This window comes from Microcoleus sp. A6-C6 (genome assembly GCF_036705955.1).
Taxonomy (GTDB): Bacteria; Cyanobacteriota; Cyanobacteriia; order Cyanobacteriales; family Microcoleaceae; genus Microcoleus.
In genome coordinates this window covers 213,711-230,247 of record NZ_JAUBVR010000001.1, presented here as the reverse complement: position 1 = coordinate 230,247, position 16,537 = coordinate 213,711, and the positions used below count along the sequence as shown (strand labels likewise).

General features: G+C 43.5%; 12 protein-coding genes. 8 read left to right on the top strand and 4 right to left on the bottom strand.

From position 1 onward, the window contains the following. The first annotated feature begins 521 nt into the window (after positions 1-521). Positions 522-2,804 (top strand): HEAT repeat domain-containing protein, encoded by a 2,283-nt coding sequence (locus QUB52_RS01000; protein WP_332972104.1) that lies wholly within the window; start codon positions 522-524, stop codon positions 2,802-2,804. 21 nt (positions 2,805-2,825) lie between these two features. After that, entirely contained in the window at positions 2,826-4,394 is a 1,569-nt protein-coding gene (locus QUB52_RS00995) for a HEAT repeat domain-containing protein (protein WP_332976095.1), read from the top strand. Between the two features lie 374 nt (positions 4,395-4,768). Here QUB52_RS00995 and QUB52_RS00990 read toward each other — a convergent pair whose 3' ends face one another. Next, positions 4,769-5,275, bottom strand: a complete 507-nt coding sequence (locus tag QUB52_RS00990; RefSeq protein WP_332972105.1) for a GNAT family N-acetyltransferase — start codon at positions 5,273-5,275, stop codon at positions 4,769-4,771. 3 nt (positions 5,276-5,278) lie between these two features. Next, positions 5,279-5,560 (bottom strand): type II toxin-antitoxin system TacA family antitoxin, encoded by a 282-nt coding sequence (locus tag QUB52_RS00985; RefSeq protein ID WP_332969332.1) that lies wholly within the window; start codon positions 5,558-5,560, stop codon positions 5,279-5,281. 185 nt (positions 5,561-5,745) lie between these two features. On the opposite strand from QUB52_RS00985, the gene QUB52_RS00980 reads away from it, so the two are divergent. The 4 genes from QUB52_RS00980 (at position 5,746) to QUB52_RS00965 (ending at position 7,393) form a co-directional block, all read left to right on the top strand. Then, a complete protein-coding gene (locus tag QUB52_RS00980) occupies positions 5,746-6,363 on the top strand; it encodes a Uma2 family endonuclease (protein ID WP_265235210.1) in 618 nt (205 codons plus the stop codon). Between the two features lie 90 nt (positions 6,364-6,453). Then, the gene (locus tag QUB52_RS00975) at positions 6,454-6,687 is read left to right on the top strand and encodes a hypothetical protein (RefSeq protein ID WP_265235211.1); all 234 of its coding nucleotides are present in this window, start codon (positions 6,454-6,456) and stop codon (positions 6,685-6,687) included. Positions 6,688-6,752: 65 nt separating this feature from the next. Beyond that, positions 6,753-7,013 (top strand): DUF433 domain-containing protein, encoded by a 261-nt coding sequence (locus QUB52_RS00970; RefSeq protein WP_332972106.1) that lies wholly within the window; start codon positions 6,753-6,755, stop codon positions 7,011-7,013. After that, a complete protein-coding gene (locus tag QUB52_RS00965) occupies positions 7,010-7,393 on the top strand; it encodes a DUF5615 family PIN-like protein (protein ID WP_190733172.1) in 384 nt (127 codons plus the stop codon). The genes QUB52_RS00970 and QUB52_RS00965 overlap by 4 nt, the downstream gene beginning before the upstream one ends. Positions 7,394-7,433: 40 nt before the next feature. Here the strand turns inward: QUB52_RS00965 and bchB are convergent, their stop codons facing one another. Continuing rightward, positions 7,434-8,957: a ferredoxin:protochlorophyllide reductase (ATP-dependent) subunit B gene (gene bchB / locus QUB52_RS00960; RefSeq protein ID WP_332972107.1), complete on the bottom strand. Its 1,524-nt coding sequence runs from the start codon at positions 8,955-8,957 to the stop codon at positions 7,434-7,436. Positions 8,958-9,390: 433 nt separating this feature from the next. On the opposite strand from bchB, the gene QUB52_RS00955 reads away from it, so the two are divergent. Both QUB52_RS00955 and QUB52_RS00950 read left to right on the top strand, forming a co-directional pair. Further along, entirely contained in the window at positions 9,391-9,879 is a 489-nt protein-coding gene (locus QUB52_RS00955) for a KTSC domain-containing protein (RefSeq protein WP_265235214.1), read from the top strand. A gap of 385 nt (positions 9,880-10,264) precedes the next feature. Further along, positions 10,265-15,778 (top strand): trifunctional serine/threonine-protein kinase/ATP-binding protein/sensor histidine kinase, encoded by a 5,514-nt coding sequence (locus QUB52_RS00950; RefSeq protein WP_265235215.1) that lies wholly within the window; start codon positions 10,265-10,267, stop codon positions 15,776-15,778. A 92-nt stretch (positions 15,779-15,870) separates the two neighbouring features. Here QUB52_RS00950 and QUB52_RS00945 read toward each other — a convergent pair whose 3' ends face one another. Then, positions 15,871-16,431, bottom strand: coding sequence for a Uma2 family endonuclease (locus QUB52_RS00945; protein ID WP_332969341.1), 561 nt, complete (start codon positions 16,429-16,431; stop codon positions 15,871-15,873). Positions 16,432-16,537 lie beyond the last annotated feature (106 nt).

Here is a 16,537-nt window from a genome sequence, read left to right as displayed (position 1 = left end):
GCCCTCCCTTCTCCTTGTTGGGGAGGTTTTTTTGTTTTGTGCGATCGGGCTTTTTATATCGACTTAATTAAACATAAAACTTTTAGATTATACGAGTAGGGACACGGCAATGCCGTGTCCGGCGCGGGGATTAGGATACGGCAATGCCGTGTCCCTACTTACTACAAACCTATTTGGAGTGACTATCGCTGTCTTTCTCTTCTTCCCTAATATCCTGAAAAATGTGCCAAATTAAGCAAACAATACCAATCCAAAATCCTGAAACTGGATCTAACCACGAGATTAAATTGACGAGGCCAAACTCGGTCAATTGTCCAGCAACGCAGGTAAATTTGTGAGTTTTTACAATATCTTTGAACTTCATGGCGGTATTCCTAAATGTCATAATCTACAAATAACCGCATACCAGGGGCAGAATCCAGAGCAAAACAGTGCAGATTGAACTGCACTAATCTGCACTAGGATTTTTCCCTAGCTATTCACTAAACTATGAATAGTCGCCATCTCTCCACTTACCACCGATGAGCAAAACTCCGAATTCCAGCACCATAGGGCTTACTCCAGAAGGATTGGAGAAAGTTCGCGAAAGAATGGCAGAATTGCCCAAGCCTGAAAAACCGGATAAGAAAGGTTGGACTCAAGAGGATTTGGCAAAAAAGTCAGGGGTGAGTATTGACACGGTTAAGCGGTTTCTTGGTAAAACACGAATTAAGAGAGACTTTATTACTTGGATCGCCGAAGCTTTAAATTTAGAGATTAGGGAAATTGTCGATCGCCACGAATGGAGCCCGCCCTCACCGCCAGCAACCCAAATCGACTGGCGCGAAACCTGCCGCGCCGCAGCCCAAGCCAAGCGACAAGCGGCCAACACTTTTTTTGCTAACGACTTAGCGCGAAAAATCGACCTCAACGAGATTCACGTCCCCTTGGGATTAATCGAACGCCAGCAAAAACCCCAGCGCCGCGATGATTTCTCCCCTCAAACAGGTTCCCAAGCTTATCAGGAAGCCGAAAAATTGATTCCCCTCAGTTACGACGAATTTTGCGAAAAAGTCCTCACAAACAGCGATAGCCCTAAAAGCAAGGGGAAACGCCTTGCAGTCATCGGCGAACCGGGTGCGGGAAAAACTACTCAATTGTTGAAAATTTGCGATCGCATATTGGCGGAAACTGAATATTTGCCCGTATGGATATCCTTAGCAGAGGTGAAAAAACCTTTGTGCAAATATTTAATCGAAGATTGGCTGCGAATAGCGGCGGGAAAATTGGATGCTGCACCTGCGGAATGGGTGAAAGAATTTAATGAATTACTGAGTGAAGGAAAAATCTGGTTGCTGTTGGACGGCGCGGATGAAATGGGAATAGCCGATTCCCTGGGAACTCTATCGCCACAGTTGAGAGAACGGGTATTTGATAAAGTACGAATAGTAATCAGTTGTCGCCTGAATATTTGGGAGGCTACGGGGAATGCCCTGTCTGATTTTGATACTTATAAAATGCTCGACTTCAGCTATGGAGACGGCGATAATTGCGATCAAGTGAAATTGTTTATCGATCAATGGTTTACCCCCCTTAATCCCCCCTTGGAAAGGGGGGAAACTGGCCCAATTCCTAATCCCTTACCAAGGGTGGAAACTACCTCAATTCCTACTCCCCCCCTTACTAAGGGGGGGCTGGGGGGGGTTCTACGCGCCGCCTTAGACGAACCGGGAAAAGAGCGAATCAAAGATTTAGCACGCAATCCCCTGCGGTTATTCCTGCTGTGTTTAACTTGGGAATTCGGACAGCAAGAATTACCCGATACTAAAGCCGAACTTTATGAGGTATTTGTCACAGCGCTTTATGATTTCAAGAAACAAGCTTTCCCGACAACAGCAGCACAGAGAATAGACTTAAATGCTGCGTTGGGAAGGTTTGCACTGACAGCAATTGAAGCTGGATATAAATCGATATTGCCCGATTGGTTTGTGAGCCAAAATCTGGCGCAACCGCATCCTGAGTTATTTGAAAAAGCAATTGATTTAGGTTGGCTGAATCGAGTGGGAGTTGATGCCCAAAACCCGCTGAAATCTGTTTATGCTTTCTATCATCCTTCTTTTCAGGAATATTTTGCAGCGTGCGAGATTGAGGATTGGCACTTTTTCTTGAATCATGTGCCGGAGAATCCGCAGCAGGGGATTTATCGGATTTTTGAGCGGCAGTGGAAAGAGGTGATGTTGCTGTGGATGGGGCGAAAGGATGTGGATAGGGAGCAGAAGGAAGCTTTTATTAAGGCGTTGGTGGAGTTTAAGGATGGAATTGAACATGAATTTTATAGTTATCGAGCCTATTTTTTAGCTGCTGTCTTAATTGATGAGTTTAAGGATTGTTCTTTGGCTGATGCGATCGTTGCTCAAATTGTCAAATGGGGATTCGGATATTTTAACATTGAAAAACAGGAGCGGTGGGGATTTATAGCTCCAATTGAAGAAGGAGGAAAAGCAATATTACCAGAGAGCGATCGTACAAGAGCGATCGGCGCTTTAACTGACTTAATCCGCACATCTGAGAATAAATATATCCGGCGGCAGGCAGCAGAAAGATTAGGAGAAATAGACGAAGGCAACCCAGATGCAATTACGACTTTAATTGAGTTAATTCGCACATCTGAGAAGGAAAATCCTCCTTACTCTGCAACAAATAGCTTAGGGAAAATAGGCAAATGTAACCCAGATGCGCTCGCTGTTTTAACTGAGTTAATCCGCACATCTGGCGCAAAATATATCCAGTGGGAGGCAACAAAGATAGTAGGAGAAATAGGCTAAAATAACCCAGATGTACTCGCCATTTTAACTGAGTTAATCCGTACCTCTGATGATGAATCTATCCGGCAGCAGGCAGCAAAAAAATTAGGTAAAATAGACAAAGGCAACCCAGATGCGATCGCCACTTTAATTGAGTTAATTCGCACCTCTGATGATGAATCTATCTGGTGGGACGCAGCAGATAGCTTAGGAAAAATAGGGAAAGGCAACCCAGATGCGATCGCCACTTTAATTGAGTTAATTTGCACCTCTGAGAATGAAACTATCCGGTGGGTGGCAGCAGATAGCTTAGGAAAAATAGGGAAAGGCAACCCAGATGCGATCGCCACTTTAACTGAGTTAATCCGCACTTCTGACAATGAAGCTATCCGGCTGCTGGCAGCCTATAGCTTACGGAAAATAGACGAAGGCAATCCAGATGCGATTGCCACTTTAACTGAGTTAATCCGCACCTCTGAGAATGAATCTATTCGGTTGCAAGCAGCATATAGTTTAGGGGAAATAGACGAAGGCAATCCAGATGCAATTGCCACTTTAACTCAGTTAATCCGCACCTCTGAGAATGAAGCTATCCGGTTGCAAGCAGCAGAGAGCTTAGGGAAAACAGATAAAAGTAACCCAGAGGCGATCGCCGCTTTAACTGAGTTAATCCGCACCTCTGAGGATGAAGAGAGGCGGCAGAACGCAGCAGATAGCTTAGGGAAAATAGGGAAAGGCAACCCAGATGCGATCGCCGCTTTAACTGAGTTAATCCGCACCTCTGAGTATGAATATATATGGTGGCACGCAGCAGATAGCTTAGGGAAAATAGGGAAAGGCAACCCAGATGCGATCGTCGCTTTAACTCAATTAATTCTCACCTCTGAGAAGAAATATATCCGGAGCACAGCAGCAGATAGTTTAAAGGAAATTTTGACAGAAATTCAGCAAATGATAGGGGTTGTCACTGCCTTAAAAAATTTTCTATCCGATGAGACTTGCGAAAATGACTTTGACAGATACGAAAATTCCTACAAAGTCATCTGGCACTGTGCCCAAAATCTCCCTTACCCCACCTTCTATGACGCATGGCACCATCCACCCACCACACCCCATCCCGAAGTTCCCGATACAACCGCAGTCGGTTTCACCTCAACCACATCAACCCTCAACTGGCAAACTTTCCCCCAAGACATTGCCAGAGAAATCGATAATCAAGCCGAATTATCCCATCAAATCCAACTCCTGTGCATCGACAGCAAAAACTTCATCAACCCCGACAACCCCGCCGCCAAGATTTACACCCAAATGCTGAAACAAGGCTGTCCCAAATGTGACGATGCCACGAAAACAATGGCAGATTTACAAACTTATTGGGATTTGCTGCTGATGGATAGCGATAAATCTTTCATCTTAGTATTCTACAACTCGCGGGGGGAAGAGGCGACTGGATTTAGCGAGACATTTCTCAACGATTTAAGCAAGTTTGACGGCAATATTGCTATTGTTAGCGAGAATAACGCGGATTCGCTGACAGCTTTTTCACCCAGTGAATCTGATTTGATTGGAGCAATTGTGCGGTGGATTTGCCAAGTTGTATGGGAAAGTTGATCGGAGCATCTCAGTTTTGCTTTCGTAGTGCTGTCCCCGCTAGCGAGTCTTGTATAGCTCGCGAGCGTATAAAAAAATGCTTTTTACAAAAATGAAATGCTCCCAAGTTATACCATTTTGACAAATTATTGCTACGGTTATTAATCGTATATAAATTATCTCTCATGAGCATAAATTACCGGATACGGCAGTGCCGTGTCCCTACAGGTAAAAACCTCTATTTTTTTGTGTCTAGGTTTTTTCAAATTGGTATTATACCATTTCTAAGAAGTATTGCTACATAAATTAGAGGATATAATTTGTAGGGAAACGGCATTGCCGTTTCCGGCGGAGGTTATGCAAATGACAGATAATTTGTATAAAGTAATTGTAGGTTATTCAAGGACTTTGATGATAGTGGCGATCGGGATAAAAAGTGAAAGTTCATCATCCTCTAGCGGTATGAAACCATATTTTAAATAAAACTGTTTCGCTTGCTGATTTTTAGCATCGACTGTCACCGCAAATATTCCCACTTCTGACGAGAATCGAACTGCTTTGCGAAAAGACTCCATCAGTAGTTCTCCTCCTACTCCTCTCCCTTGCATGGAGCGATCTACAGCAAGTTTGCCAAGACGCATCCCTGGTACTGGATAGCGTGGCAATCCTCTCCGATAATTTTCGGGTAGAGACTCCCGTTTAATTTCAGCCATACTGACAGAATAATAGCCTGCTACATCTGGGGTGCCAACTTCAGGAATTGCCACAAAGGTTTTAGAGATGCCTCTTTTGTCATTTTGTTTGGCATATTTTTTAATGTACTCATTTAACTCTGGTACACCGCAGTCGAAAGCTTCTCGCTTGATTCGGTTATCCTCAATGGAGCAAAAAATTAATTCCATTGTTTACCACTTTCCATACTTTTCTTGATGCTCTTTAATGGCTGCTTTTAGTGCTTCGTTGGGCTCCGGTGGGTTTTCGATCGCAGATGCGAAGATTTCCCAGTCGCGCTCGCTTAACACGATCTGCTCTACTTGAGGAGTTTCTTTGGCTGCTTTCAGTGCTATGTCTAGCAAATATTCGTTGAGGCTCAAGCACTTCGCAGTGGCGGCTTTTTCGAGAATTTCTTTATCTGCTTGGCTGAGGGTGAACTCTATTTTTGTTTGGGTATCGGTTGGTGTTGACATCGTTTTGTTACCAAAGAGCGATCGACTAATTTTATTGTAGCAATTGTCCTCGCGGGCGATCGCCTCTGTGTACCGATCGCTGGAAATGTGGGTTATTATTTAAAAGAGCGATTCCCTACGGGATAGCTTCGCCGATCGCACTCAAAAAAAGTATTTGTTCAACATCCTGGTGGGAGAATAGCTTAATGACAACCACTTTGCCAACAACCGACCAACATTACTTCACAGAAGAGCAATATTTAGCACTGGAAGAAACAGCAGAGGACAAAAGTGAATATCTCGACGGGGAAATTATTCCTATGACAGGCGGCTCTACCAATCACAATCGGCTCGCAGGAAACGTTTACATTGCTTTAAATTTGGCTCTTCCAGAACAAGAGTATGATGTCTTCATCGGTGACGTGCGTCTGTGGGTTCCAAAAGTGCGACTTTACACTTATCCCGATGTAATGGTAATTTTGGGAAAACCTGAGTACCACAACAATCGCACAGACATGATTACTAATCCTCAAGTGATTGTGGAAGTTTTATCAAAGTCTACTAAAAATTACGATCGAGGTGACAAGTTTAAATTATACAAAACTATTCCTAGTTTTCGAGAATACATTCTGATTGACCAAACACAAATTAATGTTGAGCAGTATTCTAAAACCGAGAATAAAAAATGGTTGTATTCCGAGTATGATGAGGAAGATACCGCATTAGTGTTTAATTCCTTCGAGGTTGAAATTCCTCTATCGGCTATTTATAAGAAAGTCAATTTTGAGGAAGTTGAGAAAGACAATAATCAGAATGAGGTGTGAGGGCGATTCCCTACAGGATAGCTTCACTTCATGCACTTGCCTCCTGTTAAACTGAATCTAGCGGTCGTCTTAAGCAAGGAAAAAATAGCCGTGATACCTCTCAAAGAAAAACTCGTTGAAAAACTGAAAAATTTCTCTGAAATTGAACTGCAAGAAATCCTCAACTTTGCTGACTTCCTGTTATGGCAGCGGAAACAACAGGAAATAGCTTCGCCGCTCGATGAAACTGGCAACAGCCAACCAGCAAATATGGATGAAGAGTGCGAGGTTCATTATGTTGGTGGAGTCTTAGTCGTCAAAGCATCATCAATAAAAACTGAATAAGTAATTAATTGGGATACAATCATTTCCGATATGCGCGAAGATGGAAAATATATAATTGAAAAGACATGACTCAAAATAATTTACTCTCTCGCATCTCAATCGACTCGAATATCTGCTTTGGCAAACCCTGTATTCGCGGCCATCGCATCTGGGTTTCTCTGATTCTTGACTTTCTCGCTAGCGGCATGACTTTAGAAGAATTGCTTGAGGAATATCCGGGAATTGAACGAGAAGACGTTTTGGCTTGTATTGCTTATGGGGCTGAGTTGGCAAGAGATTATTATGTCGAAATTCCTCTGGCTGAAAAAAAGGTAGTTTTAAAGTGAAGTTAAAACTTGATGAAAATTTGGGCAGCATCCGCGTTGTTTCGATGTTACGTTTGGCTGGCCATGATGTTGCGACTGTACGGGAACAAAATTTGAGTTCAACACCGGATGAATTATTAATTGATATATGTCGGAGGGAAGATAGATGTTTGGTGACTTTGGATAGGGGGTTTGGCAATCGCCTCCGCTACAATCCTTCTGATTATTCTGGGATTGTGTTACTGCGTCTGCCTTCTCAATCGAAACCGCAAGATTTGCAAGCGGCAGTAGAAATATTAATTCGCGGATTGGAAGCGGCAGAAGTTGCGGGTAAATTGTGGATTATCCGAGGGGAACAGCTTTTGGAATATCAAGCAATATCGGAAGATGAATCTGACTAAATGCGGGCATCCACAAGAGATGCCCTCACCTCAATCCAAACTACGCCCCGACAGATTCCTTGGCCGCGTACAGCACCTCAACGGTAATCTTTTCAATACCTCGTTCGCGCGCAAACTTCTCAGTATTCCGCTTCACCTTACCCCGCACAAAACCAGGGATTTTATTCAACTCAGCCTGTCCATCCTTAGTCCAACCCATATCAGAATCAGCCGAGATTCCCTTGGTAATCACTTCCTTGGTATCGTGGCCTCCGAAGATTTCCAGCAAGTGGTCTTCCATGCCCAAAGTAAAGGAATTGTAGACCAAATCTACGCACTGATTCGTGCCTTCATAACCCAAAAATGGTTTGTAGCCCATTGGGAAATTTTGAACGTGAATCGGCGCAGCAATTACACCGCACGGAATGTCCAACCGTTTACCAACGTGGCGTTCCATTTGCGTGCCGAAAATCGCCGAAGGTTCCGCTTTCGCGATCGCATCCCCGATCGCCCCGTGATCCTCCGTCACCAGCACTTCATCACAATACCCTTTTACCTCTTCCCGGAACCAATCAGCATCGTGTTTGCAGTAGGTTCCTGCCCATACAACGTGGATTCCCATCTCGCGAGCCAAAATCTTCGTCATCGCCGCAGCGTGCGTATTATCGCCAAATACGACCGCTTTTTTGCCCGTTAAGTTTTGGCAGTCGATCGACCTTGAGAACCAAGCAGCCTGAGACACAAACCGCGTTTGTTGGTCAATAAACTCTTCATAATTAACATCCGCACCTTGAGCATTCAACACTTCCTGAATCTTGCGAATACAGCGCGCAGTTTCTACCACACCCATCGGCGTAATATCCACCATCGGAGTGCCAAATTCTTTTTGCAAATACTTCCCAGTCATCATCCCCAATTCCCGATAAGGAACCAAGTTAAACCAAGCGCGCGGCAGTCTTTTTAAGTTATGAACCGAAGCACCTTCGGGAATAACTTCGTTAACTTCAATTCCCAAATCTGCCATCAAACGCTTCAACTCGGTGCAGTCGTGCTGGTTGTGAAAACCCAGCGTAGACATACCGATAATATTCACCGATGGTTTTTCACTTTTACTTTCCAAATCGCCTTTTTTGCGAGCTTTGTTAATGTAAAATTGCACGATTTGATCTAAAGTGCGATCGGCAGCTTCGAGTTCGTTAACCCGATAATGGTTGACATCGGCTAGCAACACGTCGCCTTTGGCATCCAATTGAGCTCGCTCCACGAAGTTTTCCAAGTCTTCTTGCAAAATGCTGGAGGTGCAAGTCGGAGTCAACACGATTAAATCTGGGCTTTCTTCTCTGTCTTTGCGGGTGATATTGTCCACCACCCGTTCCTGCGAGCCCCGCGCCAGTACGTGTCTGTCAACGACGCTGGTAGTTACAGGCGTGAAATCCCGTTCCCTCTCTAGCATGGAGCGCATGACGTTAAAATAGTCATCTCCAATCGGTGCGTGCATGATGGCGTGGACGTTTTTGAAGGAAGTCGCAACGCGCAAAGTGCCGATGTGGGCTGGGCCTGCGTACATCCAATAAGCCAATTTCATAGGTATTTTTCCTGGTGTTGGTTGAGATTTGCCCGATCGGGCGATTACTGCTAAATTTTAAGGTTGTTTCCGATTTTCTCACCGGATGAATCCTTTAGAAATAATAACTTTCTGAAGATTTACAGATGGGAAAAATCCTCAAACCCTTTTCCTGGCTGGGATTTTACTCGCCATTCCCACAATTTTACCTTTGTTTTATGGCAATAATTCTTAATCTATTGTCAAGTTTCGTTAAGAACCGGACACATCTTATCAACCTAGGATACGCCAGCCGCACCTGACACCTAAATTGCTACAATAATTTTCGCCCAACTGCATTATTGACTTTTTAAGCAACATCAAATACACTATTAATTAATCCACTATTTCCTCTGTCGCGCAACTTGCTTTATTAGGGGAAATATTGACCTAAAACAAATCATTGATAAATCCTATGAAACTATCCAAAATTGACTTGAGCAATGTCTTAGCAGTCGGTCACTCTAACGGCCAGTTAGGACTATTGATCGATCGCGGTGAACAAGTCGAATTTATCGAAATTGCTGCTCCCGAAGCTGCAATGCAGGGCCTGCAAATGGTTGATTTCATCGCCAATACAGATTCAACCGAACTCGATCCCGGTATTGAATTAACAGAAATTGCTCACCGCGACGAACCGATTGCTATGATCCCGGTTGATTCGGCAATGGCTAGCGCGATCGGATACAACGAAGAGGAGCAAGTTTTGCAAATAGAATTTAGCAGCGGGTCAGTCTATCAATACAGCCACGTAGAACCGGAAATTTGGGAATCTCTGCAAGAAGCTGATTCTACAGGCCGATTTTTTAACTCCGAGATTAAAGGTTATTATTCCAGCCAGCGCGTAGATGACCCAATAGATAAGACAGCGGTTGAAACCGCTTTTGAAATCGAACTCGGATGACGGGCGCTTCGCCACATACGAGTTCGATCTCAAACTACAAAAACGTAGGCGTTAACCTTCCCGAAGGGTAGTCCGCCTCCGCGGGCTGAAGAAAAATCACCTAATTTTAACCCCCCGTTCTTCAACCCGCTTGGAGTGCATGAGTGTTTGTGTAGACGCGGTTTCAACCGCCCGGTCTCTGTCAAGGCCTGTCTTCCCATACATCCCAAAAGATAGCTTTTGAGTGATAATGAAGAATAACATAGGATTTACCAAAATAAACCCGGTTCACACTAAAAAATCTTGGGTTTGTCAACGACTAGCAACGAAAAAATCGGGTTTCTAGCCCGCCGCGCGCAACTCCTGTAATATTGACCAAGCACACCTAATTTGAGAGAACCTGACTATGATGGCAATTCCCGGCGTTGCAGTTCTCGCTCTTATTTATGAAAGCAGCACTTCCCTGGTTTACCGCGGCCGTAACGAGCAAGACAACCAACCTGTTATTATCAAAATTATCAAAGAAGACTATCCGACTCCCGAAGAACTGAATAGATACAAACGCGAATATGATATTACTGCCAACTTAAACCAGCTCGACGGAGTTGTTAAAGTGTACAAGTTGCAGCAGGTTAGCAATATTTTGGCAATGATTTTAGAAGATTTTGGCGGCGAATCTTTAAAAATATTTATGGCTACCCAAAAATTTACCACTTTAGGATTTTTGACTACAGCCATCAAAGTTGCTGAAACTTTGGGAGAAATTCACGCAAAAAATGTAATACATAAAGATATAAACCCCTCTAATATAGTTTTTAATCCCGCAACGGGACAAGTTAAACTTATAGATTTTAGCATCTCAACTGACTCAAATCAAGAAAATCTTGCCAATAAAAATCCTAATTTTTTAGAAGGCACTTTAGCCTATATGTCGCCGGAACAAACCGGCAGAATGAACAGGGTTATTGATTACCGCACAGACTTTTATTCCCTTGGTGTCACCTTCTATGAAATCCTGTCAGGACAGCTCCCTTTTCCCACTACCGATCCGATGGAGTTAGTTCACTGTCACATCGCCAAACAGCCAGTACCTCTCGCTGAAATTGCACCAGAAATTCCTCAAGCTATTTCAGACATTGTGATGAAATTACTAGCAAAAACGGCGGAGGATCGCTATCAAAGTGCTTGGGGACTGAAAGCAGATTTGGAATCCTGTCTGTTTCAGTTGCAAACATCTGGGGTTATTTCTGAGTTTGCTCTTGGCAACCAAGATATTTCCGACAAATTTCAAATTCCTCAAAAACTTTATGGCAGACAGCGAGAAGTTGAAACTCTTTTAGCGGCATTTGAACGGGTAGCAGCAACAAATAATCGAGCCTACCGCATCGAACACTCCCAAATTTCTGTCATCAAGAAAGAGAGCAAATCGAAACAAGAAAATTCTGTGTCCGTGCTGGCGAGAGGACAGCATAAATCCCGCAGCGAGATGATGCTGATTGCTGGTTATTCCGGCATTGGCAAATCTGCAATGGTGAAGATTTTAGACAAACCAATTACCCGCAGGCGTGGCTATTTTATTTGGGGAAAATTTGACCAGTACAAGCGGACTATTCCTTACTCTGCCGTTGTCAGCGCTTTTTCGGAATTGGTGCGGCAACTGTTAACTGAAAGCGAAGCTCAATTGGCAGTTTGGCGCGAAAAACTCCGCACTTCTTTCGGGCAAAATGGGCAAATTATTATTGATGTACTTCCAGAAGTTGAACTAATTGTCGGAGCTCAGTCTCCTGTAGCTGAATTGGGGCCAACGGAATCTCTGAATCGCTTTAATTTAGTCTTTCAAAACTTCATTCGCGTATTTTGTCAGCCCGAACATCCGCTGGTGATTTTTCTCGACGATTTGCAGTGGGCTGATTCTGCCACACTCAAATTGATCGAATTGATGATGACAGATGAAGCGACACAATATCTGTTTTTAATTGGCGCTTATCGGGATAATGAAGTCAGTCCCACTCATCCTTTAATGATGACTGTGGAGACGCTGCGAAATCAGGAAGCTATCATTAATCAGATTGCTTTGTCGCCGCTGGGGGTGGAAAATATAACTCATTTGATTGCCGAGACTTTGCACAGCGATCGCGAATCTGTCAAACCTTTAGCTGAACTGGTAGTCAGCAAAACAGACGGCAATCCTTTTTTTGTAAATCAATTCCTGCAAACATTGTATCAAGAAAACCTGCTAGTTTTTCAGCCACCGCAAGCGGGGAGCAAGGGCGGCTGGCATTGGGATATGACTCAAATTGAGCAGTGCGCTATCACTGACAATGTGGTAGATTTGATGGTACAAAAATTGAGAAAACTGCCAAGTTCAACGCAGCAGGTTTTGCGTTTAGTGGCTTGTTTGGGTAACGAATTTGACTTAAACACTCTTTCTTTAATTCATGAAAAAGAAGCGTCGGAAACTTTTTCTCACCTGTTGCCAGCGATTAAGTCTGGACTGATCTTGCCAACTTCGGAATTGGAAAGTAAGTCATTAGATTACGTGCTGTTTCCGCTATTAATTCTCAATTATAAATTTTTGCACGATCGAGTCCAACAAGCAGCTTATGCTTTAATTGACGACTCGCAAAAAAAAGACGTTCACCTGAAAATTGGCAGGCAGATTCTCGAAAATACTCCGGCTGAATATCGCGCTGACAGAATCTTTGAATTAGTCGATCACTTGAATGTAGCCCGATCGCTAATTCGAGACGAGCGAGAATTAATTGAACTGGCAACGCTGAATTTAGACGCGGCTCGGAGAGCTAAAGATGCCACTGCTTATGTTGCTGCGTTGCAGTATTTAACCGCAGGTATGGACGGTTTAACCGCCGATATTTGGGATTCCCACTACGATTTAGCCTTTGCTCTGCACATGGAGCGCGCAAATGTTGAGTATTTAAACGGTTATTTTGAGCATTCAGAAGAATTTATCAACATAACCTTGCAAAAAGCGCGATCGGCCTTAGAAAAAGTAGAAATTTACAACCTGCTGATCGTGCAGTACACCCTGCGAGCGAAGTATGAAGAAGCCGTTAAAGCCGGAATCAAAGCTTTGGACTTGCTGGGAATTGATTTGCCGCTAGACGGGCTGCAAAAAGTCATCTCCGAAGAATTTGCAGCAGCCACAAATTTTTTAGCAGGTAGAGAAATATCTTCGCTGATTGACGCTCCCGAAATGACTGTACCCGATAAAAAAGTGGCAGTCAAATTAATCACAAACCTGTTAACATCGGCTTACCTCAAAAATCCCGACTTGTGGAAAGTCAGCGTATTAAAAGGAGTCAATCTTTCTCTCACATACGGTTTGGTTCCCGAAGCATCTCTCTGCTACGCGGGCTACGGTATGTTCTTAAACGCTGTTTCTGGAGATTACAAAACAGCTTATCAATTTGCCCTGCTGTCGCTAAATTTGAGCGAAAAATCGGGAAATATCGGCTTGAAGTGCAGAGCTTGTTCGTCCTTAGTCAGTATTTTTCATTACTGGTTCAATCATATTAAAGAAGCACACGCGATCAGCAATGAAGGGTATCAAGCAGCTTTAGAATCAGGAGATTTAGAATACGCAGGTTATATCCTGTCCAACCGTATAGCCAATTACTTTTTTCAAGGTAAAGAAATCTCGCAAATTCTAGCAGACACGAGCAGGTATTTGCAGTTCAGCCAAAAAACTAAAAATCAGCTTGTTACCGATATATTATTAGGGGTAGAGTTAATCCTACGCAACTTGAGCCAACTGACTCCTGAAAAGTTTGTATTTGAAAGCGAAGATTTGAGCGAAGCTGAATACGTACACAACTGTCAAGCTCATCAAAATTTGTACTCGCTCTGCCTTTATCAGATTCGCAAATGCCAGGTAATGTACTGGTATGGCAACTTTAACGAAGCGTTACAACTAGCTTTGGAAGTAGAAAAGCAGCTATCTTTTATTACTGGAGCAATCCCCGCTACCGAGTGGAATTTTTTCTTTTCTCTAACTTTGGCGGCCGTTTTTCCCAATGTTTCGGAAGACAAACAAAAGCAATACTTGGAGAAGTTAGAAGCTAATCAAAAACAAATGAAAATTTGGTCAGACAACTGTGCAGAAAATTTTCTGCACAAGTACCTTTTAGTCCAAGCAGAAATAGCCCGAATTACCAAGAAAGATTCAGAAGCTGTAGAGCTTTACGATTTCTCGATAAATTTAGCTCAAGATAATGAGTTTGTGCAAAATGAAGCCCTCGCCAATGAACTAGCGGCTAAGTTTTGGTTGAGTAAAGGCAAATATCAATATGCCAAAATCCACTTGCGCGAAGCTCACTCATGCTACTTGCGCTGGGGTGCAGTCCGCAAAGTTGAAGATTTAGAACAGAAGTATCCGCAGTTGCGGGAAATGACGCCGCTCCACGGAAGTTTTAACAACAATCAAACTACAAATACTATTCATACTTCTACTGGCAGTGATGCGAGAGTGCTGGATTTAGCAACTGTAATGAAAGCATCTCTGGCAATTTCCAGCGAAATTGTCCTCGACAAGCTGCTGGCTTCTTTGATGAGGATATCGCTAGAAAACGCGGGGGCACAATCCGGTTTTTTAATCTTAGTTAGAGATGGAAAACTTTTAATATCAGCTCAAGCGTCAGTAGTTGCTGAAGATGTCGCGGTGCTGCAATTTACGCCTGTTGAAGAATGTCAGGATTTACCTGTGACGGTGATTAATTATGTGGAAAGGACTCGCGAAGATTTGGTGTTGAGCAATGCCGCGGCTGAAGGGCGATTTACTGCCGATGCTTACATCGCCAAACACCAGCTCAAATCTCTTTTGTGTACGCCGATAGTCAATCAACGCAAATTAATCGGCATTCTTTATTTAGAAAATAACTTAACTGTTGGGGCTTTTACTGCCCACAGATTAGAAGTTTTAAGGCTGCTTTCTTCCCAAGTTGCTATTTCTTTGGAAAATGCTCTGCTTTACAATTCTGTGGAGCAGAAAGTGCAAGAGCGGACGTATGAGTTGAATGATAAAAACGAGCGTTTAGAAAAAACTTTGCGGGAGCTGAAACTGACTCAAGCTCAATTAATTCAAACGGAAAAAATGTCGAGTTTGGGGCAAATGGTGGCTGGTGTAGCTCACGAAATCAATAATCCTGTAAGTTTCATCTACGGTAATCTCAATCCAGCTAGCGAATACGTTAAAGATTTGCTAAAATTGATTGAGCTCTACCAGCAACACTATCCAGAACCTGCTGATGAAATCCTAGAGGAAATAGAAACAATTGAACTGGAATTTTTGAGTGAAGATTTGCAAAAGTTGCTGGATTCAATGAAAGTGGGAGCCGAAAGAATCCGGGATATTGTGTTGAGTTTGCGGAATTTCTCGCGCCTCGACGAAGCGCAAATGAAGTCGGTTGATATCCATGAAGGCATCGACAGTACGGTGATGTTGCTGCAACCGCGCCTGAGAAAAGAGGGCGGCCGTTTGGGGATTGAGCTGATTAAAAATTATGCCAACTTGCCGTTAATTACTTGTTATGCGTCGCAGTTGAATCAGGTATTTATGAATATTCTTACCAATGCGATCGATGCGATGCTGTTGGCAAGAAATTGCCCGGAAACGTCTCAAAATACTCCTAATATTACAATTTCTACGGAGGTGACAGACCGCAATTCTGTAATAATCAGAATGGCTGACAGCGGGCCGGGGATGAGCACTGAGGTGCTGCACAAGATATTCGATCCGTTTTTTACAACTAAGCCGGTGGGTTCGGGCACTGGTTTGGGATTGTCTATTTCTCACTCGATTGTTGTTAGTTCTCATGGCGGAAATTTGACTTGTGTGTCTGTACCGGGAGAGGGGAGTGAGTTTGTTATTGAAATTCCGATCGCCCCCAGGCAAGTTTTGTAAAGAAAGAAAAATGGCGAATATAATGCAAATATAGGGCGAATTATAGGGCGAATAGAATTCGCTTCTACACAAACAAAGTCCGCCTCCGCGGACTAAGAAAACTGCACTTGGCGGTATAAATCCCCGATCGCAATTTCGACATCCACTGATTCCAGTCGCAAAGTATCGCCCAAACCATACTCCGAAAGCACCCACAGCCCTTGTTCGTTGCGTCGAAATACCTCTAGTCCGGGCTGTTCGACTTGCACCAAGACATACTCTTGCAGCGTGGAAAATTGACGGTATTTAGCAAATTTTGCGCCGCGATCTAGGGCTTCAGTTGAAGGTGACAAAACTTCGATAATCAAGGCAGGAAATTGCACCAATTGCGGATCGTTATCGCGATCGTCGCAAGTTACGACAACATCAGGATAAAAATACTTTCTCCCTGGTTCTACCCGTAGTTTAACAGCTAGGATGTAAATTTCGTAGGGCAGATTAAGGCGATCGTCTAATAGCTTGAAGAAGTTGAAGGTAATTCGATTGTGATTGCGGGTTCCACCTGTCATAGCGACGACTTCGCCATCCCAATACTCGTAGCGTTCTTCTTGGGTGGGTTCCCAAGTCAGGTATTCTTCTGCGCTCATCAATTGGCGATCGGGTAAAGCAACCATGATGCGATCGGGGAATGAAGTATGTTTCTAGGATAACAGGAAGATTGGCTTCCCTGGATACTGTTGAATGAAGGGCGATCGCTCTCAAATATCAAGTTTGCTAAAC